This is a genomic window from Actinacidiphila yeochonensis CN732 (assembly GCF_000745345.1).
Lineage (GTDB): Bacteria > Actinomycetota > Actinomycetes > Streptomycetales > Streptomycetaceae > Actinacidiphila > Actinacidiphila yeochonensis.
Map to the genome: position 1 here is coordinate 342,569 of NZ_JQNR01000003.1, position 23,653 is coordinate 366,221.

At 74.2% G+C, this 23,653-nt stretch carries 19 protein-coding genes and 1 riboswitch; of the genes, 3 read left to right on the plus strand and 16 right to left on the minus strand.

The genetic code is table 11. From position 1 onward, the window contains the following. Positions 1-98: 98 nt before the first annotated feature. The 5 genes from BS72_RS03110 to BS72_RS03130 all read right to left on the minus strand — a co-directional run bounded on the left by BS72_RS03110 (position 99) and on the right by BS72_RS03130 (position 4,441). Complete coding sequence (locus BS72_RS03110; RefSeq protein ID WP_037906160.1) at positions 99-1,040, minus strand: ROK family glucokinase; 942 nt, start codon at positions 1,038-1,040, stop codon at positions 99-101. 52 nt (positions 1,041-1,092) lie between these two features. Next, positions 1,093-1,509, minus strand: coding sequence for a DUF5304 family protein (locus BS72_RS03115; RefSeq protein WP_037906163.1), 417 nt, complete (start codon positions 1,507-1,509; stop codon positions 1,093-1,095). A 286-nt stretch (positions 1,510-1,795) separates the two neighbouring features. Further along, positions 1,796-3,046: an ArsA family ATPase gene (locus BS72_RS03120; protein ID WP_232792194.1), complete on the minus strand. Its 1,251-nt coding sequence runs from the start codon at positions 3,044-3,046 to the stop codon at positions 1,796-1,798. 4 nt (positions 3,047-3,050) lie between these two features. Then, positions 3,051-3,536, minus strand: a complete 486-nt coding sequence (locus BS72_RS03125; RefSeq protein ID WP_037906165.1) for an SRPBCC family protein — start codon at positions 3,534-3,536, stop codon at positions 3,051-3,053. A gap of 134 nt (positions 3,537-3,670) precedes the next feature. After that, on the minus strand, positions 3,671-4,441 hold the full coding sequence (locus tag BS72_RS03130; RefSeq protein ID WP_078900970.1) for a metallophosphoesterase family protein: 771 nt from the start codon (positions 4,439-4,441) through the stop codon (positions 3,671-3,673). Positions 4,442-4,583: 142 nt separating this feature from the next. Here BS72_RS03130 and BS72_RS03135 point away from each other — a divergent pair, with 142 nt between their 5' ends. Further along, on the plus strand, positions 4,584-6,380 hold the full coding sequence (locus BS72_RS03135) for an AMP-dependent synthetase/ligase (protein ID WP_037906170.1): 1,797 nt from the start codon (positions 4,584-4,586) through the stop codon (positions 6,378-6,380). A 108-nt stretch (positions 6,381-6,488) separates the two neighbouring features. Here BS72_RS03135 and BS72_RS03140 read toward each other — a convergent pair whose 3' ends face one another. The 6 genes from BS72_RS03140 to BS72_RS03165 all read right to left on the minus strand — a co-directional run bounded on the left by BS72_RS03140 (position 6,489) and on the right by BS72_RS03165 (position 14,875). Next, positions 6,489-7,619, minus strand: coding sequence for a glycosyltransferase family 4 protein (locus tag BS72_RS03140; protein WP_037906172.1), 1,131 nt, complete (start codon positions 7,617-7,619; stop codon positions 6,489-6,491). Positions 7,620-7,755: 136 nt separating this feature from the next. After that, entirely contained in the window at positions 7,756-9,279 is a 1,524-nt protein-coding gene (locus tag BS72_RS03145) for a M48 family metalloprotease (RefSeq protein ID WP_232792195.1), read from the minus strand. Continuing rightward, positions 9,276-10,634: a hypothetical protein gene (locus BS72_RS03150; RefSeq protein WP_232792196.1), complete on the minus strand. Its 1,359-nt coding sequence runs from the start codon at positions 10,632-10,634 to the stop codon at positions 9,276-9,278. The genes BS72_RS03145 and BS72_RS03150 overlap by 4 nt, the downstream gene beginning before the upstream one ends. Before the next feature lie 73 nt (positions 10,635-10,707). Further along, positions 10,708-11,757: a C40 family peptidase gene (locus tag BS72_RS03155; RefSeq protein ID WP_037906174.1), complete on the minus strand. Its 1,050-nt coding sequence runs from the start codon at positions 11,755-11,757 to the stop codon at positions 10,708-10,710. A gap of 408 nt (positions 11,758-12,165) precedes the next feature. Next, positions 12,166-13,200: a C40 family peptidase gene (locus BS72_RS03160; RefSeq protein ID WP_037906176.1), complete on the minus strand. Its 1,035-nt coding sequence runs from the start codon at positions 13,198-13,200 to the stop codon at positions 12,166-12,168. A gap of 364 nt (positions 13,201-13,564) precedes the next feature. Continuing rightward, positions 13,565-14,875 carry an NYN domain-containing protein gene (locus BS72_RS03165; protein ID WP_037907439.1) on the minus strand — a complete coding sequence of 437 codons (1,311 nt, stop codon included), beginning with the start codon at positions 14,873-14,875 and terminating at the stop codon, positions 13,565-13,567. A gap of 643 nt (positions 14,876-15,518) precedes the next feature. Between BS72_RS03165 and BS72_RS03170 the strand changes: the two genes are divergently transcribed. Together BS72_RS03170 and BS72_RS03175 are read left to right on the plus strand one after the other, a co-directional pair. Beyond that, positions 15,519-16,298: a rhomboid family intramembrane serine protease gene (locus BS72_RS03170; RefSeq protein WP_037906179.1), complete on the plus strand. Its 780-nt coding sequence runs from the start codon at positions 15,519-15,521 to the stop codon at positions 16,296-16,298. Next, positions 16,295-16,576, plus strand: coding sequence for an Lrp/AsnC ligand binding domain-containing protein (locus BS72_RS03175; protein WP_037906182.1), 282 nt, complete (start codon positions 16,295-16,297; stop codon positions 16,574-16,576). The genes BS72_RS03170 and BS72_RS03175 overlap by 4 nt, the downstream gene beginning before the upstream one ends. Before the next feature lie 219 nt (positions 16,577-16,795). On the opposite strand, the gene BS72_RS03180 is transcribed toward BS72_RS03175, so the two are convergent. The 5 genes from BS72_RS03180 to qcrC all read right to left on the minus strand — a co-directional run bounded on the left by BS72_RS03180 (position 16,796) and on the right by qcrC (position 23,592). Further along, positions 16,796-18,166, minus strand: a complete 1,371-nt coding sequence (locus BS72_RS03180) for an aminotransferase class V-fold PLP-dependent enzyme (RefSeq protein ID WP_037906186.1) — start codon at positions 18,164-18,166, stop codon at positions 16,796-16,798. A gap of 193 nt (positions 18,167-18,359) precedes the next feature. Beyond that, a riboswitch (SAM riboswitch) is annotated at positions 18,360-18,477 on the minus strand. Positions 18,478-18,761: 284 nt separating this feature from the next. Further along, a complete protein-coding gene (trpD, locus tag BS72_RS03185; RefSeq protein ID WP_037906189.1) occupies positions 18,762-19,829 on the minus strand; it encodes an anthranilate phosphoribosyltransferase in 1,068 nt (355 codons plus the stop codon). Between the two features lie 261 nt (positions 19,830-20,090). Further along, positions 20,091-21,731, minus strand: coding sequence for a cytochrome bc1 complex cytochrome b subunit (gene qcrB, locus BS72_RS03190; protein ID WP_037906192.1), 1,641 nt, complete (start codon positions 21,729-21,731; stop codon positions 20,091-20,093). After that, on the minus strand, positions 21,728-22,786 hold the full coding sequence (qcrA, locus tag BS72_RS03195) for a cytochrome bc1 complex Rieske iron-sulfur subunit (protein ID WP_037906194.1): 1,059 nt from the start codon (positions 22,784-22,786) through the stop codon (positions 21,728-21,730). Before qcrA ends, qcrB begins: the two co-directional genes overlap by 4 nt. After that, entirely contained in the window at positions 22,783-23,592 is an 810-nt protein-coding gene (gene qcrC / locus BS72_RS03200; protein ID WP_037906195.1) for a cytochrome bc1 complex diheme cytochrome c subunit, read from the minus strand. The genes qcrA and qcrC overlap by 4 nt, the downstream gene beginning before the upstream one ends. Positions 23,593-23,653 lie beyond the last annotated feature (61 nt).

Consider the following 23,653-nt stretch of genomic DNA (forward strand, 5'->3'; position numbering starts at 1 on the left):
CGGTGCCCGTCAGTGGCCGTCGACGCTCACCAGCGGCCGTCAAACGGCCGTCAGTGCCCATCAATGCCCGTCAGCGGCCACCAGGGCCGCTACGGGCCTCAGCCCTGGCGGGCCAGGTCCGCGGCGCCCACCAGCCCGGCCTTGCCGCCGAGCTGCGCGGCCAGCACCTGGGCGTGCGGCCGCCACTCGCCGCCGATCAGCCAGCGGCGGAAGGACTTGCGGATCGGGTCGAGGACCAGTTCACCCTCGTCCGAGACGCCGCCGCCGACGATGAAGGCCGACGGGTCGAAGAGCGAGGCGAGGTCGGCGAGGCCGGCGCCGGCCCAGCGGGCCAGCTCGCGGAAGGAGTCGATCGCCACCAGGTCGCCCTCGCGGGCCGCCGCGCTGATGTGCCGGCCCTCGATGCCCTCGGGGGTGCCGTCGCCGAGGGCCAGCAGCGTCCGGGCGTTCTCGGGCGTGGCGTTGGCGCGCTGCTTGGCGTAGCGGACCAGCGCGCGGCCGGAGGCGTACTGCTCCCAGCAGCCCTGGCTGCCGCAGCCGCACAGCAGCCCGTCGGGCACCACGCGGACGTGCCCGAACTCGGCGGCGACGCCGAACCGGCCGCGGCGCAGCTTGTTGCCGATGATGATGCCGCCGCCGAGCCCCGTCCCCAGCGTGATGCAGATCACGTCGGAGTGGCCCTGCCCGGCGCCGAAGCGGTACTCGCCCCAGGCGGCCGCGTTGGCGTCGTTCTCCACCACGACAGGCAGGCCGACGCGCTGCTCGACCTTGTCCTTGAGCGCCTCGTGGCGCCAGTTGATGTTGGGGGCGAAGAGCACCGTGGCGCGCTTGTCGTCGACGTACCCGGCCGCGCCGATGCCCACGGCCTCGATCTGGTGACCCGTGCTGACCTGGCGTACCGCTTCCACGATCGCGTCAACGACGCCCTCGGGGGTCGACGGCGTCGGCACCTTGACGGTCTCGATGATCGATCCGTCCTCGTCGACCACGCCGGCCGCGATCTTGGTGCCGCCGATGTCGACGCCGATGGTGAGTCCCATGTGTCCCTCAGTTCGGTCGTTCCCCGCTAAGAGAACCGTACCGGAGGGGAGGTCAGTCGAGGTCGATGTGTTCAGCGGTTGAACGGTCGGACGCCCCGCCCGCCGTCCAGCGGGACTCGGCGCCGGCCACCACGGACCGGTAGGCGGCCAGGAGTTCGGCCCCGGCGGACTTGAGATGGTCGACGAGTTCGGGGTTGCGCTCGATGATCGGATCCACGATGGGTTCGACAACAGAACGCACCTGGGCGGCGACGCCCTGCGCCGCGAGCTGGACCGCGGGGTTGTTCAGCGCGGCCAGGCGCTCGCTGACCACGTCGCCCACGGCCGCCGCGAGGCGGCGCAGCTCGTCCGCCGCGCTGCCCGGCTCCTGGCCGGCGTGGCCGCGGCGGCGGGCCCGTTCGGCCGCGATGTCCTCGGCGCTCGCCTTGGCCCACGCGTCGGCGTCGGGGCGGTCGGTGGCTTCGCTCATGATCGGCTCCAAACGGGGGCGCTGCCAGGGGTGCCGCAGGCAGTCGCGCGGCCCCTTCCCGCCCCGTACCCGACGGTACCCGAACCCGCCGCCGAAGCGGGGTGCCCCACCCCGCTGGTTCCGGGAGCACGCGGTCCGGCGGGGGCAGTACGCGGTCCTGGAGCGGCTCCCGAGCCCGTCCGAGGCAACAGGCCCCGAGCAGGCCCCCGAGCCGGTCCTGGAACGGCCCGAGCAGGCCACCGGGCAGCCCCCGAGCCGGTCCGGCGGGGACCCGTCGTCCCAGGTGTCAGCGCGGCCAGAGGTCCGGGTCGGGGGTGAAGCGGACCTGGAGGGCGCCGTCCCGCAGCGCCGCCCCGCGCACCGTGCAGCGGCGCAGCGCCGACGGCAGCGGCAGGATGCGGCGGAACCCGCCCGCGTCGACGACGAGTTCGTCGCCGCGTCGGACCAGGTCCAGGCCCTCGCGGCCGGCCCCGGGCAGCGGCAGCGACCACAGGAAGTGGCCCTCGTCCGCCAGCCGGTCCACGACCGTCCACGGCTCGACGGCGCGCGGTTCGGCCTCCGGGACGGGCAGCGGGAGCTCCGCCGGCGCGGCCAGCGGTCGCGGGGCCCGTCCCAGGTGCGGCAGCTCCAGCAGCGGCACCCCGTCGGCCGCGCAGTGCTCGGCCAGCGTCTTGAGGTGGTCCTGCTGGGCGGCCGACAGCCGGGCCAGGAAGGGGTCGTCCGAACCGGTGGGCAGCACCCGGTTGGCGACCACCGCGGCGGTGCGGTGCCCGTACAGCGCGAGGCCGGTGCGGGCGGTGCGCACGGTCCGCGCGGCCCGGTCGCCGGGTTCGGCCACGACCGCCACTGCGGTCGCCGGGTCCTCGACCACGGCCTGGACGGCGGCGAGTTCGCGGTCGGCCCGCTCGGCGGCCTGGTACGCCCACTCCGCGGGCATCGGCACCCCGGCGAGCTGGGCCAGCACCGGGCGCAGCGCGCGGGCGGCGGTCCGGTCGGCGGGCAGCAGCCGGCGCAGGTAGCGGCGCAGCTGCTCGGGCAGTGCGAGCAGCCGGACGGCCTCCCGCACGGGCGGCAGGTCCACGACGACGAGGTCCCAGCCGGTGGCCGCGCCGTTCTCGTCCGGCAGCACCTGGGCGCGGCGCAGGGCGCGCAGCAGGGCCAGGGCGTCGGCGCCGGGCAGCTCGGTGACCTCCTCCGGGTCGAGCGGCGGGGCGCCGAGCAGCGTCAGCAGGGCGCCGGTGTGCTCCTGGGCCTCCAGCAGCGCGGCCCGGAACGCGCCCGGCGGGTCGATCGCGGCGACGGCGAGGCCGGGCAGGCCGGCCACGGCCCGGACCGGCGGGGCGTCGCCCACGGCGGGGACGGCGGCCGGGTCGTCGAGCCCGGGGACGGCCTCGGCGTCGGCGGTCAGCAGCAGGGTCCGGTCGCCGTATCCGGCCGCGGCCGCGGCGAACGCGGCGGCCACGGTGGTGCGGCCGGCGCCGGCGTCGCCGGTGACGAGGAGGGTGCGGACGGGCCTGCGCACCGGGGCCGTGGCCACCCGGTCAGGCCGACGCGGCGGGGCCGGAGGACGGCTCGGCGGGGCCCGCGGGCACCGACTCCACCCGCTTCTTCAGGCCGGCCAGGGCGCGGTCGATGATGACCTTCTCGGCCTTGCGCTTGATCATGCCCAGCATGGGGATCTTGACGTCGACGGTGAGCTGGTAGGTGACCTCGGTGCGGGTGCCGCCGTCCACCGGGCGCAGCGCGTAGGAGCCGTCGAGGGTGCGCAGCATCTGTGACTTCACCAGCGACCAGCGCACCTCGTCGGAGCCGGTCCACTCGTAGGCGAGGGTGTGGTCGTCCTTGATCGCTCCGGCGTCGAGCACCAGCCGGACCTGCTCGGCCCGCCCGTTCGCGCCGGTGGCCAGTACCTCGGCCTCCTTGACCTCGCCGGTCCACTCCGGGTAGCGGCCGAAGTCGGCGATGACGTCCATGACGTCGGCCGGGGCCGCCTCGATCGTGATGCTCGACCTGGTGTGTTCCGCCATCGCCGTGGCCTCCGGACTGACTGGTGAAGGTGACTGTGGAGCTGCTGGGAAGGAACGCGGGGACCTGCGGGGAACGCGGGGGACGCGGAGATCCGGGTTCGAGGGAAGGCTACCGCGCCGGGGTGCCCGGCCCGTCACCACTGGAGCACCCAGGGCTCGCGGGTGCGGTTGAAGTGGCCCACGTTCACGCATTCGGTCCGGCCGATCCGGGTGCGGGCGGCCAGCGGCTGGTGGACGTGGCCGAAGAGGGAGTAGCGCGGCTGCACGCTGCGGATCGCCTCCAGGACGGCCTCGCTGCCGCGCTCGAAGCGGCGGGCCACGGTGTCGTAGCACAACTCCGGGACGGCGGGCGGGATGTGCGTGCACAGCACGTCGACACGGCCGAGGGCGGCGACCTTCGCCGCGTACTCCTCCTCGGACACCTCGAAGGGGGTGCGCATCGGGGTGGGCAGGCCGCCGCCGACGAAGCCGAAGACGAGGCCGCCGATCTCGGCGGTGGTGCCGTCCAGCACGGTGGTGCCGGGGCGGGCGTACTCCGGCCACAGCGTCGGCATGTCGACGTTGCCGTAGGTGGCGTAGACCGGTCCGGGGGCGGCGGCCAGGGCGGTGAACAGCTCGTCGTACTGGCGGCGTACGGCGCCTACGACGGCCGTGCGGCGGTCGATCCCGGCCCACAGCTCGCGGTCCAGCGCGCGGGCCTCGTCGAAGCGGCGGGCGGTACGCAGTTCGACCATGCGGTCGGCGTTCTCCACCCCGAACAGCTCGGGGAAGATACCGCGGCTGTGATCGGCGTAGTCGAGGAAGAGCACCAGATCGCCGAGGCAGACGAGGGCGTCGGCGCCGTGCCCCGCCCTGGCCAGCGCCTCGGCCGCGCCGTGTACGTCGCTCACCACATGAACCCGCATACTGGCAGCCTATGCTCGGCGTGTGACGCTGAGAACATCTGCCCTGCCTCCCCTATCCCCGGAGGTGAACCGATGGGTAGCGTCCGAGCCGTCCAGCACACTCCCTCCGGGTGCGGCGCGGCACCGATGAGGAGCAGCAGCCTTGCGTGAGTTCAGCCTTCCTGCCCTGTACGAGGTCCCCGCGGACGGCAACCTCACGGATCTGGTCCGGCGCAACGCCGCCCAGCATCCGGACGCGGCGGTCCTGGGCCGCAAGGACGCGGCGGGCCGGTGGGCGGACGTCACGGCGGAGCGGTTCCTGGCCGAGGTGCGGACCACGGCCAGGGGGCTGATCGCCTCGGGTGTGGAGCCCGGCGACCGGGTCGCGGTGATGTCCCGCACCCGGTACGAGTGGACGCTGCTGGACTTCGCGATCTGGTACGCCGGAGCGGTGACCGTCCCCGTGTACGAGACGTCCTCGGCGGAGCAGGTGGAGTGGGTGCTGGGCGACTCCGGCGCGGTCGCGGCCGTGGTGGAGACCGCGTCCCACGAGGCCGCCGTCGAGGCGGTCCGGGAGCGGCTGCCGCGTCTGAAGCAGGTGTGGCGGATCGAGGCGGGCGCGGTGGCGCTGCTGGCCGAGGCCGGCACGGACGTCTCGGACGCGGTGGTGGACGAGCGGGCCGCCCTGGCCAACGCCGACAGCCCGGCGACGATCGTCTACACCTCCGGCACCACGGGCCGCCCCAAGGGCTGCGTGCTCACCCACCGCAGCTTCTTCGCGGAGTGCGGCAACGCGGTGGAGCGGCTCGGGCCGCTCTTCCGGACCGGCCGCTCCTCGGTGCTGCTCTTCCTGCCGCTGGCGCACGTCTTCGGGCGGCTGGTGGAGGTGGCGTGTGTGATGGCGCCGGTCCGGCTCGGCCACGTCTCCGACATCACGACCCTCACCGACGACCTCCAGAGCTTCCGGCCCACGCTGGTCCTGGGCGTGCCGCGGGTCTTCGAGAAGGTCTACAACACCGCCCGGGCCACCGCGCAGGCGCAGGGCAGGGGCCGGATCTTCGACCGGGCGGCGGCCACCGCCATCGCCTACAGCCAGGCACAGGACTCCCCCGGCGGGCCGTCGCTGCGGCTGCGCCTGACCCACCGGCTCTTCGACCGGCTGGTCTACCGGCGGCTGCGGGCGGTGCTGGGCGGCCGGGCCACGCACGCGATCTCCGGCGGGGCGCCGCTGGGGGCACGGCTGGGCCACTTCTACCGGGGGATCGGGTTCACCGTCCTGGAGGGGTACGGCCTGACCGAGTCGTGCGGAGCGACCACCTTCAACCCGTGGGACCGCACGAAGGTCGGCACGGTGGGGCAGCCGCTGCCCGGCTCCACGGTGCGGATCGCCGACGACGGCGAGGTGCTGCTCTTCGGCGAGCACCTGTTCACCGGCTACTGGAACAACGAGGCCGCCACCGCCGAGGCGCTGGGCGACGGCTGGTTCCACACCGGCGACCTGGGCACCCTCGACAACGACGGGTACCTGTCGATCACCGGCCGGAAGAAGGAGATCATCGTCACCGCCGCCGGCAAGAACGTGGCGCCCGCGGTGATCGAGGACCGCATCCGGGCGGACGCGCTGGTCGCGGAGTGCATGGTGGTCGGCGACGGGCGGCCGTTCGTCGGGGCGCTGATCACGCTCGACGAGGAGTTCCTGCCGCGCTGGGCGGAGCGGCACGGCAAGGCGGGGCGTTCGGCGGCGGAGCTCGCCGGCGACCCGGACCTGCTCGCGGCGGTCCAGCGGGCGGTGGACGGCGGCAACGCGGCGGTGTCCCGGGCGGAGTCGGTCCGGGCGTTCCGGATCCTGCCCGGCCAGTTCACCGAGGAGTCCGGGCACGTGACGCCGTCGCTGAAGCTGAAGCGCGCCGCCGTGGCGCGGGACTTCGCGAAGGACATCGAGGCGATCTACACCAGGTAGGGCCCGCCCGCCGCCCGGGCCGGGGGCAGGCCGGGGGCCTGCGGGGCCGGGGCCACAGGAACAGGCCACACGTCCGGGGCCACGCGGTCCGGGCCACAGGCCTGGGGCCTACAGCAGCGCCTGGAGGCGGGCGGCCAGCAGGTCCCAGCGCCACGCCGCGTGGACCCATTCGCGGCCCTTCTCCCCCATGGAGCGGCGCAGTTCGGGGTCGCGCAGCAGGGTGCGGACGCGGGTGGCCGCCTGCTCGGGGGAGCCGCCGCGGACGACGAAGCCGGTCCCGCCGTCGAGGACCGCGTCCGGGGCGCCCCCGGAGTCCCCGGCCACGACCGGCAGCCCGGTCGCCGACGCCTCCAGGTAGACGATGCCGAGCCCCTCCACGTCCAGGCCGCCGCGCCGGGTGCGGCAGGGCATCGCGAAGACGTCGCCGGCCCCGACGTGGGCGGGGAGTTCGCTCCACGGCACCGAGCCGGTGAACCGCACCGCGGCGGCGACGCCGGTCCGCTCGGCCAGCCGCTCCAGGTCCTCCCGGTACGGTCCGGCGCCGACCACCAGCAGCACCGCGTCGGGGAACTCCCGCAGCACCTGCGGCATCGCCAGGATCAGCGTGTCCTGGCCCTTGCGCCGCACCAGCCGGGAGACGCACACCACGACGGGCCGGTCCGCCAGCCCCAGCGCGGCCCGTACGGCGGCGCCGCCGGTCCCGGGGTGGAAGACCTTCTCGTCCACGCCGGGCGGCAGGTGGACCATCCGGGCGGCCGCCTCGGGGGTGAGCACGGACGCGATCCGGGAGCGGGTGTACTCGCCCAGGTAGGTCATGACGTCGACGCCCTCGCCGATCCGCCGCAGCAGTGTCCTGCTGACGGGGAGCTGGGCCCATCCCGCCTCGTGCCCGTGGGTGGTGGCGACCAGCCGCCGCGCCCCGGCGCGGCGCAGCGCGGGCGCCATCAGGCCCAGCGGGGCGGCGGCCCCGAACCACACCGACGTGCAGCCGTGCTCGCGCAGCAGCCCCGCCGCCCGCCGGGTCACCCGGGGGGTGGGCACCATCATGTGGGTGCGGTCGCGGACCACCGGGAAGGGCTGCTCGGCGTCGAACTCCGCGACCTCGCGGCCGTCCCGCCAGCTGGAGGTGTAGACCACCACCTTCGCCGGGTCCATCCGCAGCGCCATGCTGTGCACGAACGACTGGATGCCGCCCTGCCGGGGCGGGAAGTCGTTGGTGACGATCAGCGTCTTGTCCATCTGTCCATCGCGGTGGTGTCGGGGCCGGTGCGGGGGCGCGGGTGGCCGGGTAGCCGGGCTGTCCGGGTAGCCGGGTGTCCGGCTCGGGTCGTCCGCCGTCTGCCCGACAGTACCGTCCGCCGGAGCCGGGCCGCCGTCAGGTCGCGGACCGCGTCCCCGGGGGCGGCGCCGGCGGCGTCCAGGCCCGGGCGGCGGCGATCCGCTCCGCGGGCGTCGGGTGGGTACCCAGCAGCAGGTGCCCCAGGCGCGGCGGCTCGGGGTCGGCGACGTTGGCGACGGTCAGCCGCCGCTGCATCGCGACGAACTCCCCCGGCGCGCCGGTCAGGTCGAGCGCGTGGCGGTCGGCGCGCCGCTCCACCCGCCGGCTGACCGCCCCGGTGAGCGGCCCGGCCAGCGCCCCGCCGAGGGCCGCCGCGGCGGCCAGCAGCCAGGCCGAGCGCGGGTCGGCGAACCGGTCGACGCCCGCGGCGTCCAGCAGCGGCCGCCAGCTGACCACGGCGGCCAGCACACACACCCCGGCCGCCGCCCCCACCGCCCCCAGCGCGGTGCCGCGCGCCACGTCCCGGTGCACCACGTGGCCGAGTTCGTGCGCGACGACCAGCTCGACCTCGCGCGGATCGGCGGTCTCCAGCAGCGTGTCGTAGACGACGACGCGGCGGGTGCGGCCGATCCCCGAGACGTACGCGTTGAGCGCGGTGGTGCGCCGGGAGGCGTCGGCGACCAGCACGTCGCGGACGGCCACGCCGTCGCGCGCGGCCAGCGCGAGCAGCGCCTCGCGCAGCGGGCCGGGCTCCATCGGGGTGAAGCGGTTGAAGAGCGGCTCCAGCAGCAGCGGCGCGAGGAAGGACAGCAGCACCGCGAGGACGGCCGCGCCGAGCGCCGCCCAGGCCCACCACCAGCGGGTGGTGCCGGCCAGCGCGTACAGGGCGAAGAGCGTGCCGAACGCCAGCGGCAGCGTCACCAGCAGCCCGCGCAGCCGGTCCACCGCCCAGCCGCCCCAGCCCTGCGTGACCAGGCCGAACCGGGCCCGTACCGCCCGGCCCCGGGCGGCGAACGGCAGCGCCACGGCCTCGCTCAGCAGGACGAGGGTGAGCGCGGCGCCCGCCACCCGCGCCGCCCACGCCGACCCGAAGCCGCCCACCAGCGCGGCCCCGCCGGAGGTCAGCCCGAGCGCCAGGCACAGCACCAGCCCGGCCGCGCTCCCGGCCAGCGCCACCGGCAGCGCCCGCCGCCGCAGCTCCCGCCCCCTGGCCACCTCCTCGGGCGTGAAGTCACCCGCGAGGTCACCGGTGCCGTCCGCGCCGTCGAGCCCGTCCGCGCCGTCGAGCCCGTCCGTCCCGTCGAGCCCGTCCGTCCCGTCGTGCGCGTTGTGCCCGTCGTGCCTCTCCGTGCCGTCGTGCGCGTCCTGCCCACCGTGCGCGTCCGCGCCGTCGTGCGCGTCCGTGCCGTCGAGCCCGTCCGCGCCGTCGAGCCCGTCCGTCCCGTCGTGCGCGTCGTGCGCGTCGTGCGCGTCGTGCGCGTCGTGCGCGTCGTGCGCGTCGTGCGCGTCGTGCGCGTCGTGCGCGTCGTGCGCGTCGTGCGCGTCCTGCCCGTCGTGCGCGTCCCGGCCGACGGGGGCTCCCCCGGATCGGCCGGCCGCGCGGTCCTCCGGCCCGCTCACCCCAGCTCCTGTTCCACGTAGGCGCGCCAGCGCGCGGTGAACCGCGCCGTGTCCAGCCCCAGCTCGGCCCGCAGCCGGGCGTCCACGGTGCCGCCCTTCCCGACGGCGCGGTAGAACGCGGTCAGCGTGGCCGGCGACCACTGGTCGGCGATCATCCGGCAGGCCAGCCAGCCGCCCTCGTACGCCTGCGCCAGGCCCTTCGCGGTGGGCCCGAAGTCCGCGTCGGTGGGCAGCGCTTGCGGGACGTGCCCGGCCTTGACGTCGGCGGCCAGCTCCGACGCGATCTCGGGGGCGGTCCGTCCGGAGGTGCGGTAGGCGACCCAGTCGGCGATGCCCTCGGACAGCCACAGCGGGGTGTGCGCCGTGGTGGCCTCCCGGGTGGCCACGTGGGTGGTCTCGTGGGTGAGGACCGCCTGCCGGCCGAACGCGGACAGTTCGCGGAACGCCGCCGGGTTGAGCACCACCCGGTCCGCCGGGGCCTCGCTGTCCGAACCGCCCTCGCCGGTGGTGACGGCCGCGATGTCCCGGTAGTCCGACGCCTTGGCGTTCAGCAGCGCGGCCGTCTGGTCCAGCGTCGCGGGCGCCTCGACGACGACCCGGGCGGGCCATCCGGCCGTCCCCCAGGCGTGCCGCACCTGGGCCACCGCCTGGTCCGCGTCGCTCGCGTAACCGCTCAGGGTGGTTTGGCCCTCCAGCCCGAGCACGATGCTGTGCGCCCCGCGCACCACGCGTACCGGCCCGAAGTCCCACAGCTGCGCGTCGGTGCGGTGGCCGGAGTCGGCGCCGTCGTCGTCGGAGGAGACGTACCAGCGGGTGCCGCGCCGGGTCAGCGTCAGGTAGGCGGTGGAGGTGACGGGCTGGTCGTCGTACCCGGCGAGCCGGTAGCCCAGCCGGATCTCGGCGGCGGTGCGGGCCGCGCCGTCCGCGGCCGGGGGCAGCCGGAACGCTCCGGTGCCCACCAGCGTGTAGGACCAGGAGGCCAGCGGCACCTTGGCGAGGTCGGCGAAGGCCTTCTCCTGCCGGGCGCGGAACGCGGCCGAGTGCGGGTCGATCCCGGCCAGGAAGGCGGCCCGGTCGTGGTGCAGCACCGCCGCGGACTGCCGGGCGAGCAGCGCCCGTACGGCGGGGTCGCCCGGGGTGCGGGAGGCGGTCGGCTTGCCGGCGCCGACCGAGCAGCCGCCGACCAGCCCGACCACCAGCAGCGCGCACGCCGAGGCGGCACCCGCGGCCGCGGCGGACGGGGCTGAGGCGGCGGGCTTCGACCGGGTTCCGGGCAGGACGGAGCGGGCGGCCCGGTCGTGACGGCGGGACGCCCGTGGTCGGCGTCGTCCGGACGGTCGCAGCACGGCAGGCACGCAGCGATCGTACGTCGCCCCGGCCCCCGGCCCGGCTGCCCCGGGGGCGAAACGGCGGCCGCCCGGACCCGCGCTACGGCCGGGTGACCGCCGCGATCGGCATCATCCCGACCGGGTCGAAGCGCACCCTTGCACCCGGGTAGGGGGCGTGGATGACCCGGCCGCCGCCGACGTACATGCCCACGTGGCTCGCGTCCGACCGGTAGACGACCAGGTCACCGGGGCGGATCTCGTTCAGCGGCACCCGCCGGCCGGCGTTCATCTGCTCCTGCGAGGTACGCGGCAGCGCGACGCCGGCCCGCGCGTAGGACCACTGCATGAGGCCGGAGCAGTCGAAGGCGCGCGGGCCGGTGGCGCCCCACAGGTACGGCGAACCGAGGGCCGAGCGGGCGGCGGCGACGGCCAGCGCCGCCCGCGCCGAGGAGGCGGGCAGGTCGCCGAGCGGGAACAGGCCCGCGTCGCGGGAGGCCCGGTCCCCGAAGCCGCCCCCGAAGGCGTCGCGCTGGCCCGGCGTCATACCGCGCAGCAGCGCCCGCGCGGCGGACAGGGCGCTCTGCACGGCCTGCTTGCGCCGCTGGAGCGTCGCCGTGGTGGCGCGCAGCTCGGCGAGCTTGCCGGACGCCTGGGCGCGCTGCTGCGCCAGGGCCCGCTCGGCCTCGCGCAGCGGGGTGAGCCGGGCGGACTCGTCGGCGCCGATCCGGTCCAGCACGGCGCTCTGGTCGAGGTACTGCTCGGGCCGGGGCGACAGCAGCAGCGCCAGCGTGGGGTCGAGGGCGCCGGCGCGGTACTGGGCGGCGGCCAGCAGGCCGAGCCGGTCGCGCAGGTCGTTGACGCGCTGCTGGTCACGGGCGGCCTGGTCCTGGAGGTCGGCCAGCTCGTCGCGGAGCACGCCGGCCCGCTCCCGCGTGGCGTCGAAGCCCTGGGTGGCCTGCTCGGCCTCCTGGTAGAGCCGGTCCAGCCGGGAGGCGGCACCCCGGGGGCCGTGCTCCGGCCCTCCGTCGGCCGCCACGGCCAGCGGCGCCGCGGCCGAGAGCGCCGCCGCCGCGGCGGCGGCGGACAGCACGGCGGCCCGGGTGCCGGTGCCGGCCGGACCGCGCCGGGGGATGCGTCGATGGGAAGCCACGACAGCAGACAGTAACCGCGCCGTGGCGGGCAGTTCAAAGATCCGGAGCGGAGCAGGGGTGACCCCTTCCCCGGCGCCGCAGGTCACGCGCCCGGCGGCGGCCGCCTCGGCTGGGTGTTCATCACTCGTCCGCCGTACGCCGCCGGGCGCGCCGCTGCCATCGGCGGGACCTCGCGGCCCCCGACGGCGCGCGACCGCCCGGCCCGGCCACGCCGGGCGCACGCCCCGGAAGCCCCCGAAGGCCCCGGAAGGCCGCCGAAGCCCACCCGCGAGACCCCGGAAAGCCCGCCCGGACGCGCGCGAAGGGCGCCGAAACGACAGCACCGCCACGGCGTCGGCCGTGGCGGTGCGGGGTGGAGGTGTGCGGGCGGAGCCGACTGCGGGCTCCGCGCCGGGGCCAGCCGATAATCAGCCGATGCGGACGCCGAACTGGAACGGCATGTCGCTCATCGCCTCGTACTTCACGTTCTCGCCCGTCCTCGGCGCGTGGATGACCTGGCCGTGGCCCGCGTACATGCCCACGTGGTGGTAGTCGCCGTAGAAGATCACCAGGTCGCCCACCTCAAGCTGCGAGGCACTGTAGATGCGGGTGCCGGCGTTCGCCTGCTCCTCGGAGGTCCGCGGTATGGATACGCCGGCCTGGGCGTACGCGTACTGCATCAGACCGGAGCAGTCGTAGTACGTGGGCCCTTCGTCGCCGTAGCCGTACGGATGGTCCAGCTTGCCCACCGCGGCCTTGTACGCGGCCTCCGCGGTGGCGGAGGACGCCTTGGCGTTGCCGAGGTCCACCTGGCTGCTGGCGCGGTTGGCGGCGGCCGCGTTGTCCTCTGCCATCTGCTCGCGCTGGGCCTCGGTGAGGCCGTTGAGGACGGTCTGCGCCTTCGCCAGCTTCTGCTTGGTCTCGTTCTTCTTCTTGGTCAGCTCGGTGTGGGTGGTCTGCACCTCGGCGAGCTTGGCGGTGGCCTCGGCCCGCTCCTGGTCCAGCGTCCGCTTGGCGTCCTGGAGCTGGGTGAGGGCGCCGGCCTGGAGCGAGGAGATCTGGTCCAGCGACGTCGCCTGGTCGAGGTAGCTGTCCGGATTCGAGGAGAGGAACAGCTGGAGCGACGGGTCGATACCGCCGCTGCGGTACTGGGAGGCGGCGATGACGCCGATGCCGTCCCGAAGGCTGTTCAGCTTCTCCTGCTGCCGCGCCACCTGGTCCTGGAGGTTGGACGCCTCCTTCTGCAGGGTGCCCAGCTTCTCGTTGGCCGCGTCGTACTGCTCCGTGGCCACCTCGGCCTGCGAGTACAGGGCGTCGACCTTCGCCTTGGCGTCCTTGATGGACTCCTTGGCGGGAGCGGCCTGCGCGGCCTGCGATGACAGGGCGACCGCTGCTGCGGCGGTCGCGGTGAGCACGGTGACACGCGTGCGGCTTGCCGGCTTGGGACGACGGTGGGACGCCACGAAGGCGGTCTCCTTCTTCCTTCAGCCGCCTACCGGTTCAGCTGGCGGGCGGCCCCCGAGCGCCATCCGGGCTGGATGATCGACTGCGCGGAGGTACGAGCCCCGACCTTAGTGACCAGACTGTGATCAGTTCAAATCCTTGTAGGCAAAATATCGACCGCTTCGCACATTCTTTACGGGGCTTTACCAAGGTCCGTACCCGTCGTGGCACGCCGACGACCGTACGTTTCCGCAGGCGAAACCCGGTGTGCGCGGGCGCGGCGGCCCGCACCGGCGCACGGCCGGGGCCGCCCCGGGGGAACGGCCGGATTCCGCGGGCATGTTCACAGCACGTCACATCAGCCCCAGGAGCCCCCGCCGGAGATCAGACCCGGCTGAGCCGCTTCAGCAGCATCAGCGAGGCCACCGGCCGCGCCCCCGCCTTCGCGACGCCGTCGGCCACCTCGCGGTCGGCGGAGACCACCACGACCTGGCGGCCGGGCGGTTCGGCCCGCACCAGGCGGCGGATCAGCTCGTCCGCGGTCTCACCGCCCTTGGAGAACAGCACCCGCACCCCGCGCGGCGGCGCGAGCAGCACCGGCCGGTCCAGGTCCGCCCCGTCGAAGACGCACGTGACCTCCGCACCGCTCTGCGCGGCGAGCGCGGCCAGGCCTCCCAGCAGCCGCAGCCGCTGCTTCTCCAGCGGCAGCGCCGGGTAGCCGGTCTTGGTGACGTTGTAGCCGTCGACCACCAGGTGCGCCTGCGGCAGCGCGAGGAGCTGGTCGAGCAGCGCCGGGTCGGTGTCGGACAGCGCGCGGGTGGCGATGTCCTTGGGGCTGAACTGGCCCGGCGCCACGGCGTCGACGGTGTCGGCCGGGCGCACGCCCAGGGTGTCCCGGGGCGGCAGGGCGAGTTCGCGGCGCAGGCCGGCGGCCGCGTCCAGCACCGTGTCCAGCAGCAGCCGCAGCCGTACGTCCTCGACGCTGCGGCCCTCGCGCGCCGCCCGGCGGCCCGCCTCCACCGCGGCCTCGGCAGCGCCCAGCCGGGCGCGCAGCCGGCGCAGCTCGCTGTCGGCGGCGGCCCGCTCCCGCTCTGCGGCGCCCCGCGCCTCGTCCAGTTCGGCCTGGAGCTTGCGCTGGGCGGCCTCGGCGCGGCGGACGTCGCTGTGCGCGGCCCGCAGCTTGCGGTGGACCGCGTCCGTCTCCTTGCGCGCGGCGTCCAGCTCGGTCCGGGCCCGGGCGGCGCTGGTGCGGGCGTGCTCGTGGAGGGCGGCCACCTCCTCGCGCAGCCGGACGAGTTGGCGGGCGGCCTCCTCGTCCGCCCGCTCCGCGCCGACGCGTTGGGCCTCCTCCCCGGCAGTGGCCACCAGCTTGGCCCAGCCGGGCGGGCGCAGCAGATAGGCGGCGGCGGCCACGTCCAGCGGATCGGCGGCCGGCGGCGGGGTGCCCGCGTCCAGGGCGCCGGTGAGGTCGGGCTGGGCCTCGCGCAGCCGGACGGCGACCCGCTGCCGGAAGGCCGGATCGGACTCCAGGGCGGCGGCGAGCGCGGTCGCGGCGTACCGGGCGCGGCGGGTGGGGGTGAAGCGCGCGTAGGGGCGCAGCGTCACCGGCAGTTCGGCGAAGGTGAAGCCGCCGAAGGCGTCGGCCGCCACCGTGACCACGCGGTGCCGCACCCCCTCCGGCAGCGGCCCCTCCAGGGCGGGCTCGGCACCGGTGTCGCCGTCGTCAGCGTCGGAGTCGGAGTCGGAGTCGGAGTCGTCGTCAGTGTCGGAGCCGGCGTCGGCATCGGCATCGGCGGCATCCGCATCCGGGTCCGCGCCTGCCTCGTTCCCGGCCTCGGCTTCGGCTTCGACCTCGGACCCGCCGTCCGCGTGCTCGGGGGGTCCGGCGCCCTCGGGGTCGCCGGGGGGTCCGGCCGCTGCCGCCGCGTCGTCCCCGGGCAGGCCGGGACCGTCCGCGTCGGCGGGTGCGGGACTGCCAGGTCGCGCGGCGTCCGCGCTCGTGACCGGCTCCGCGGGCACGCCGACCTCCGGTCCGTCCGGCCCGTTCTGCTCGGGCCGCGGTCGGCCGCCGTTACCGTCCACCAGTCACTCCTGTCGGGTCCCTCGGCTCCCGGCCCCTCCGATCCCTCCGGCCGCCGCCTCCTGTTTCCATTGTCCCCGCTCCGGGCCGCCGTCCGGGCCGTCCGCGCGGGGAACCACCGGACACGTCCGTGCCACCGCGGTCCACCAGTTCGACCCGCCGCCGGGCGCTGTCCGGGTCACCCTACGGCCTGGGCGGCGCCGCGCGCTGCGGCGAGGCGACCCGTGCCGGTTGGTCCGGTTCCGTCATGATCGGTCCATGGTCATCCCGGTGTACGACACGAACCCGGTCCGCCGCACGCCGGTCGTCACGTACACGCTCATCGGGCTGTGCGCGGTGGTGTTCCTGCTGGGTCCGGTCTCCGGCTTCGCCGGCTTCTACGGCGCCGGGCAGGCGCTGCACTGCCGGCAGGCGCTGTACTTCGACCGGTGGGGGGTGATCCCGGCCGAGCTCTTCCACGGCCGGCTGCCCGTCTCCCGACTGGCCCTGCCGGCGGGCTGCGGTGTCCCCGGGCCCTTCGCGAAGGTGCCGTTCCTGTCCGTGCTGACCTCGATGTTCCTGCACGGCGGCTGGCTGCACCTGGTGGGCAACATGCTGTTCCTGTACGTCTTCGGGGACAACGTGGAGAACCGCATGGGCCGGACCAGGTTCGCGCTCTTCTACCTCGCGGCCGGATACCTGGCCGCCTACGGCTTCGCGTTCGCGCACCCCGAGGACACGCAGAGCCTGGTCGGGGCGTCGGGGGCGATCTCCGGGGCGCTGGGCGCGTACCTCTACCTCTACCCGCGGGCCCGGGTGACGAGCGTCTTCCCGTTCCTCTTCTTCGTACCGCTGCGCTTCCCGGCCTGGGTCGTGCTCGGCTTCTGGTTCGTGCTCCAGTGGCTGGCCGCGCAGACCGCCCGGAGCGGCCCCGGAGTGGCCTACCTGGCGCACGTGGTCGGTTTCGCGTTCGGCTTCCTGTGTGCGTGGGTCTGCTACCGGCCACGGCGTAAGGTGAGCGTCGTCGTCAGGCCCAGCCAAGGAGATGCCCAGCCGTGATCACCGCGATCGTGCTCATCAAGACGTCCGTGGACCGTATCCCCGAGATCGCGGAAGCCATCGCCGCCCTGGAGCACGTCAGCGAGGTCTACTCGGTGACCGGAGGCTACGACCTGGTGGCCCTGGTGCGGGTGGCCCGCCACGACGACCTCGCGGACGTCATCCCCGGCCGCATCTCGAAGATCCCCGGCGTCATGGGCACCGACACCCACGTGGCCTTCCGGACCTACTCCCAGCACGACCTGGAGTCCGCCTTCGCCATCGGCCTGGACTCCTGACCCACCGCCGCTCCCGGCAGCCGACCCGGCGGCCCGCCGGCCCGGCGCGGACCCGCCCGATCCGCTGATCCGACCGATCCGCTGATCCGCTGGTCCGACCGATCCGCTGATCCGCTGGTCCGACCGATCCGCCGATCCGACCGGTCCGCCATCCGCCGCGGGCCCGCCGGCCGGGACCTCTGGCGGTCCCGACCAGTGGCCGCCGGTCCGCCCGGCCGGTCAGGCGCGGGCGGGGACGCAGCGGCCGTTCTCGGTGGTGTAGTCCCAGGCGGCGCCGTCGCGGACCAGCGTGGCCAGCGCGTTGACGAACCGGTCGATGTGCTCGTCCGGCGTGCCCGCGCCGAAGCTGACCCGCACCGCGTTCAGCGGGCGGCCGCCCGGCACGTCGTCGGGCACGCCGCACTCGGCCGGCTCGTCCGGCTCGCCGCCCAGCAGGGTGCGCACCAGCGGGTGGGCGCAGAACAGCCCGTCGCGGACGCCGATCCCGTACTCGGCCGACAGCGCCGCGGCAAGGCGCGAGGAGTTCCAGTCGCGGACCACGAAGGAGAGCACGCCGACGCGCGGGGCGTCCGGGCCGAAGAGCGAGAGCACCCGCACCCCGGGGATCGCCGCCAGGCCCTCGCGCAGCCGGCCCAGCAGCTCCTGCTCGCGCGCGGCCAGCGCCTCGAAGCCCGCCTCGGTCAGCGCCCGGCAGGCCGAGGCGATGGCGTAGGCGCCGATCACGTTCGGGGAGCCCGCCTCGTGCCGGGCCGTACCGGAGTTCCACTCGACGTCCACGGCGTCACCGGTGTGGATGACGCTGCGGGTGGCGCCGCCCCCGGCCAGGTAGGGCTCGGCGGCGTCCAGCCAGTCGGCCCGGCCGGCGAGCACCCCGGCCCCGAACGGCGCGTAGAGCTTGTGGCCGGAGAAGGCGACCCAGTCCACGTCGAGCTCGGCCACGTCCACCGGGTGGTGCGGGGCCAGCTGCGCGGCGTCCAGGACGATCCGGGCGCCGTTCCGGTGCGCGGCGGCGGCCAGTTCGCGGATCGGCCAGATCTCGCCGGTGACGTTGGACGCGCCGGTGACGCACACCAGCTTCGGCCCGTCGGCGGCGGCGGCCAGCGCGGCGTCCAGCGCGGCCACCGCCTGCTCGGCCCCGTCCGGCGCGGGCAGGTAGCGCACCTGGACCTCGCGGGCGCGGCTCCAGGGGAGCAGGGAGGCGTGGTGCTCGGTCTCGAAGACGAAGACCTGGGTTCCGGCCGGCAGCGCGGCGGCCAGCAGGTTCAGCGAGTCGGTGGTGGAGCGGGTGAAGAGCACCTCGTCGCCGGGGCGGCAGCCGAGGAAGGCGGCGACGGTCTCCCGGCTCTGCTCGAACAGGTCCGTGGACAGCTGCGACAGGTAGCCGGCGCCCCGGTGCACGCTGCCGTAGTACGGCGCGTACGCGGCGACGTCGTCCCAGACCCGCTGGAGGGCGGGCGCGCTGGCCGCGTAGTCCAGGGCGCCGTACTCCACCTCGCCGCCGGTGACCAGCGGGACGCGGACGTCGCGGCCCAGGACGGGCAGCGGGCTACAGGTGGGACGGTCGGTGGCGGCAGCGGCGGTCACGGTCACGGCGGACTCCCGTAGGAAGGCAGGCTGAAGCACCACTCGGCGATGGCACGGCGGCGTTGCCGCGCAGGCGAGTGCGGGTGCGAAGAAGGGTGTGGCGGAACTGCGAGGGTGACGACCGCCTGCCGCGAAGGGGGCGAAGCGGTCCCTGGGCCCGACGGCCCTAACGCATTCGCTTGCTCATGAAGAACTCCCCAGGTCCGGCTTGCTGTGAGCCTTGCTGCGTCACAGCCTGGTCATCACCCGGGGCACCCCGCCTCGGACGGAGGGTTGCCGGACAGCGAGCCGGGGCCTTTGCGCTGTCACTCGTGACCTGGATCAGATTCTGCCACACGTCCGCCACGACGCAAGCCCCTCCCCCCGGGCACCTTTCGCACCCGCCCGCCCGACGACCCGTCCAACGGCCCGACCGGCAGCAGCCCCGGGGCCCGTCTGGACCTGGGAAGAGCCGTATAGGAGGGCCTTCGGAGCGGGCCGGGGCACGGCACGGGAAGCGGGCGGGAAGCGCGCGGGGAACCGGCGGGGAACGCCTACGGCCGGCCCCGCGGGCCGCCCGTGCGGGCGCCGCGGAGCCGGCCGGTGAACCGCCGTCCCGGCGTCAGGCGTTGGTGGCCGCCACCCAGCGCCGCAGCACCGACTCGGCGGCACCGGAGTCGATGGACTCCGCCGCGCGCGGCAGGTTCGCCGCGATCCGCTCCTCCAGCCCGCCCTGCCCGGCGGGCTCCAACGCGGTGAGCGCGGCGGCGGAGTTGAGCAGCACCGCGTCCCGTACCGGCCCCTGCTCGCCGGCCAGCAGGCGACGGACCACGTCGGCGTTGTGAGCCGCGTCACCGCCGCGCAGCGCCTCGACCGGCACCAGGGTGATCCCGATGTCGCGCGGGTCGAACGAGTGGTGGTCGACCTTGCCGTCGCGCACCACCCACACCTGCGAGGTGGCGGTCGTGGTGAGTTCGTCGAGGCCGTCGTCGCCGCGGAAGACCAGCGCGGAGGAGCCGCGTTCGGCCAGCACCCCGGCCAGGATCGGCGCCATCCGCGCGTCGGCCACGCCGGTGGCCTGGGTCTTGACCCGCGCCGGGTTGGTCAGCGGGCCGAGGAAGTTGAACGGCGTGGCCACCCCCAACTCGCTCCGCGCGCTGGCGACGTGGCGCAGCGAGGGATGGAACCTGACGGCGTAGCAGAAGGTGATGCCCGCTTCCTCGGCGACCTCCGCCACCCGTGCGGGGGGCAGGTCGAGGTTGAGCCCGAGGGCGCCGAGCACGTCGGAGGCACCGCTCTTGGACGAGGCGGCGCGGCTGCCGTGCTTGACCACCTTCGCGCCCGTGCCGGCCACCACTATCGCGGACATGGTGGAGATGTTCACCGAGCCGGAGCGGTCGCCGCCGGTGCCGACGATGTCCAGCGTGGGGCCGGGCACCTCGATGGTGGTGGCGTGCTCGTACATCGCCTGGACCAGCCCGGCGATCTCCTCGACGGTCTCGCCCTTGGCGCGCAGGCCCACCGCGAAGCCGGCGATCTGCGCGTTGGTGGACTCGCCGCGCATGATCGAGTCCATCGCCCAGGCGGTGTCGGCGGTGTCGAGGTCCTGGCCGGCGATCAGGGCGCTGAGGATGTCGGGCCACGAGCGAGTGACCGCGGGTTCGCCTCCTGCGGGGTACTCAACGCTCATCGCTCACGCTCCTGGACGGGTTCGCCGCTTACAGGATCACTCTATCGAGAGCGGCCCGGCCCTCCCCACCGGTTCCGCTCCTCGGGCGGCCCCGCTCCCCGGCACCCGCCCCGGGAGGGGACAGGCCCGTGCCCGGCCCGGGAAAACGCCACGGGCGGCCCGGGAGCCGCGCTGACGCGGTCCCGGGCCGCCCGGAAGGGGTGTGGCGACCCTTGCAGCTACTGCTGTCCTGCGGTGTGCCGCTCGCGGGGAGCGGAGGGATCAGTGGTGGCCGTGGCCGCTGGTGATCTCCTCGTACTCCTCGACGGTCGGCTTCGGGATCTGGCTGTGCTCGCCGTACCAGTTCTGCGACATCCGCGACTGGATCTTGGCGATCGGGCTGATCTTGCGCTCGACGCCGTTCTCGTCGACCTCCGGGCCGAGTTCGATCGGCTTCGGCTGGTCGTGGGCGGTGAGCACGTGCAGCTGCTGCTGCGACAGGGGCTCGTGCACCTCGATGAACTCGCCGTGCGGGAGCCGCTTGATGATGCCGGTCTCGCGGCCGTGCAGCACCTTCTCCCGGTCGCGCCGCTGGAGGCCCAGGCAGATCCGCTTGGTGATCCAGAAGGTGATGACCGGCGCGACGAAGAACGCGATGCGGACGAACCAGGTGATCGCGTTGATCGACAGATGGAAGTGCGTGGCCAGGATGTCGTTGCCGCCACCGATCAGCAGCACGAAGTACCAGGTCAGCCAGGCGACACCGAGACCGGTGCGGACCGGGCGGTTGCGCGGGCGGTCCAGCAGGTGGTGCTCGCGGTGGTCACCGGTGATCCAGGACTCGATGAACGGGTACGCCGCGATCGAGATCATCACCAGCGGGAAGATCATCAGCGGGATGAACACGCCGAGCACCAGCGTGTGGCCCCAGGCCCTGATCTCCCAGCCGGGCATGAACCGGATCAGGCCCTCGGAGAAGCCCATGTACCAGTCGGGCTGCGCTCCGGTGGACACCTGGTCCGGCCGGTAGGGGCCCATCTCCCAGATCGGGTTGATCGTGGCCACCGCGGCGACCGCGGCGATCACGCCGAAGACCAGGAAGAAGAAGCCGCCCGCCTTCGCCATGTAGATCGGCAGCAGCGGGGTGCCGACGACGTTCTCCTCGGTCTTGCCCGCACCCGGGAACTGGGTGTGCTTGTGGAAGAACACCAGGATCAGGTGCGCGACCAGCAGACCGGCCATCAGGCCGGGCAGCAGCAGGATGTGCACCGAGTAGAAGCGGCCCACGAAGTCGTGGCCCGGGAACTCGCCGCCGAACAGGAACATCGACAGGTACGTGCCCACGATCGGCACCGACAGGACGGCGCCCTCCATGAAGCGCACACCCGTGCCGGACAGCAGGTCGTCCGGGAGCGAGTAGCCGGTGAAGCCGGTGAACATGCCCAGGAAGAGCAGCGTCCAGCCGAACAGCCAGTTCAGCTCGCGCGGGCGGCGGAACGCGCCGGTGAAGAAGACGCGCATCATGTGCACGATCATCGCGGCGATGAAGATCAGCGCCGACCAGTGGTGGATCTGCCGGACCAGCAGGCCGCCGCGCACCTGGAAGCTGATGTTCAGCGTCGAGGAGTACGCCTCGGACATCCGCACGCCCTGGAGCGGGGTGTACGAGCCGTGGTAGACGACCTCGTTCATGCTCGGGTGGAAGAACAGCGTCAGGTACACACCCGTGAGGATGAGGATGACGAAGCTGTAGAGGCAGATCTCGCCCAGCATGAAGGACCAGTGGTCCGGGAAGATCTTCCGCAGGTTCGACTTGGCCAGCTTGTACAGGCCGAGCCGGCCGTCGGTCCACTCGGCAACGCGTTCGCCCGGGTGGGTCGGGCGCCCGCGGCGCGCGGGTGCCTCTTCGGTCGTGGTGCTCATGAGCGCTCCCAGAATGCCGGGCCGACGGGCTCGGAGAAGTCACCCAGGGCGATGAGGTTGCCCTGGTCGTTGACGCTGATCCGGAGCTGCGGCAGCGGGTGGCCCGCCGGGCCGAACAGCACCCGGGCTCCGTCGGACAGGTCGAACGTCGACTGGTGGCAGGGGCACAGCACGTGGTGCGTCTGCTGCTCGTACAGGCTGATCGGGCAGCCGACGTGGGTGCAGATCTTGGAGAAGGCGACGATGCCCTGGTGGCCCCAGTCGCGCTCCTGCTTGTCCTTGATGTCCTCCGGCTTGAGCCGGACGATCATCAGCGCGGCCTTGGCGATCTGCGTCTGGAAGTCGTCGTCGTCCTCGTTCAGCCCCGCGGGCTGGGCGAAGGTCAGCGAGCCGACCGCGACGTCCTCGGGACGCAGCGGCTGGTTCGTGTTGGAGTTGATGAGCTCCTTGCCCTTGGCCCACGCGGTGTGGTCGAGCTTCTTCTCCGGCAGCGGACCGAGGTCGCGCAGGATGACCACGCCGGCCAGCGGCACCATGCCGAGCGCGCCGAACATGGTGTTGCGGATCAGCTTGCGGCGGCCGAAGCCGCTCTCCTTGGCGCCGGTGATCCACTGCTGGCGGACGTTCTCGCGCAGCTCGTCGTCGGCGTCGACCCGGTGCCGGTCGTCCGCGACCTCCTCGTCGGCCATCAGCGTGCGGGCCCAGTGCACGGCGCCGGCGCCGATGCAGAAGAGCGCCACCGCCAGGGTCAGGCCGAGCGAGAAGTTCAGCGCGCTGACGTGGCCGATCGGGAAGACGTAGATGAGCTTGTCGACCGGGAAGATCACGAAGGAGGCGATGAAGCCCAGCGTGCCCAGCATGGACAGCGTGAAGAGGCCCGCGACGACTCGCTCGGAGTGCTTCGCGGCCTTCTCGTCGATGTCCTGGCGCCGGTGCTCGTGGGGCGGCAGGCCGGGGTTGGCGAACGGGTCGGCCTTGGCCGGCGCGCTGCCGTGTACGGAGCCGTGCTCCGGCAGGTTCTCTGGCACGTCGTTGTGGGATCCGGTTTCGCTCATGACTTCTTGGCCTTAGACGTCCGGGCCGCGACCCAGGCGGCGACCGCGATGAGGATGCCGAGGCCGAACACCCACGCGAACAGACCCTCGGAGACGGGGCCGAGCGAGCCGAGCGTGAAACCGCCCGGGTTGGCGCTCTTGGCCGTGTCCACGGCGTTCAGGTAGGCGATGATCGCGGCCTTGTCCTTCGACGGCATCGTGGTGTCGGGGAAGGACGGCATGTTCTGCGGGCCGGTCTGCATGGCCTCGTAGATGTGCTTGGCCGACACGCCCTTCAGGCTCGGGGCGAACTTGCCGTTGGTGAGGGCGCCGCCCTTGCCGACGAAGTTGTGGCACTGGGAGCAGTTGGTGCGGAACAGCTCGCCACCGTGGGCGACGTCGGCGTCCGCCGGGCTGTACTGGTCCTTGGTGGGGGCCACGGGACCGGGGCCCAGGGACGCGATGTACGCGGCGAGCTGGTCGATCTCCGCCTGGCTGTAGATGTTCTTCTTCTTGATGACCTGCGCGCCGGGCTGCTGCGCGGGCATACGCCCGGTGCCGACCTGGAAGTCCACTGCGGCCGAGCCCACACCCACCAGGGTCGGGCCGTCGGAGCTGCCCTGCCCGGACATGCCGTGGCAGCTGGCGCAGCCGACCGAGTACAGCTTCTTGCCCTGCTCGATGGCAAGGGACTGCGACGAGTCGTCAGCCTGCGCCTTGGGCGCCGGCGCGAGCGCGGCGTACAGCCCCCCGGTGGCCGCGAGCGCGAAGAGTAGGACGACGAGCGCCGCCAGCGGGTGGCGCCGTCGTGCGGAGAGCTTTTTCACGGATTACCCCGGTGTCAGGATCTCTTGTGTCGATGCTTCTGGCTGGTCGTCTGTCGGACGC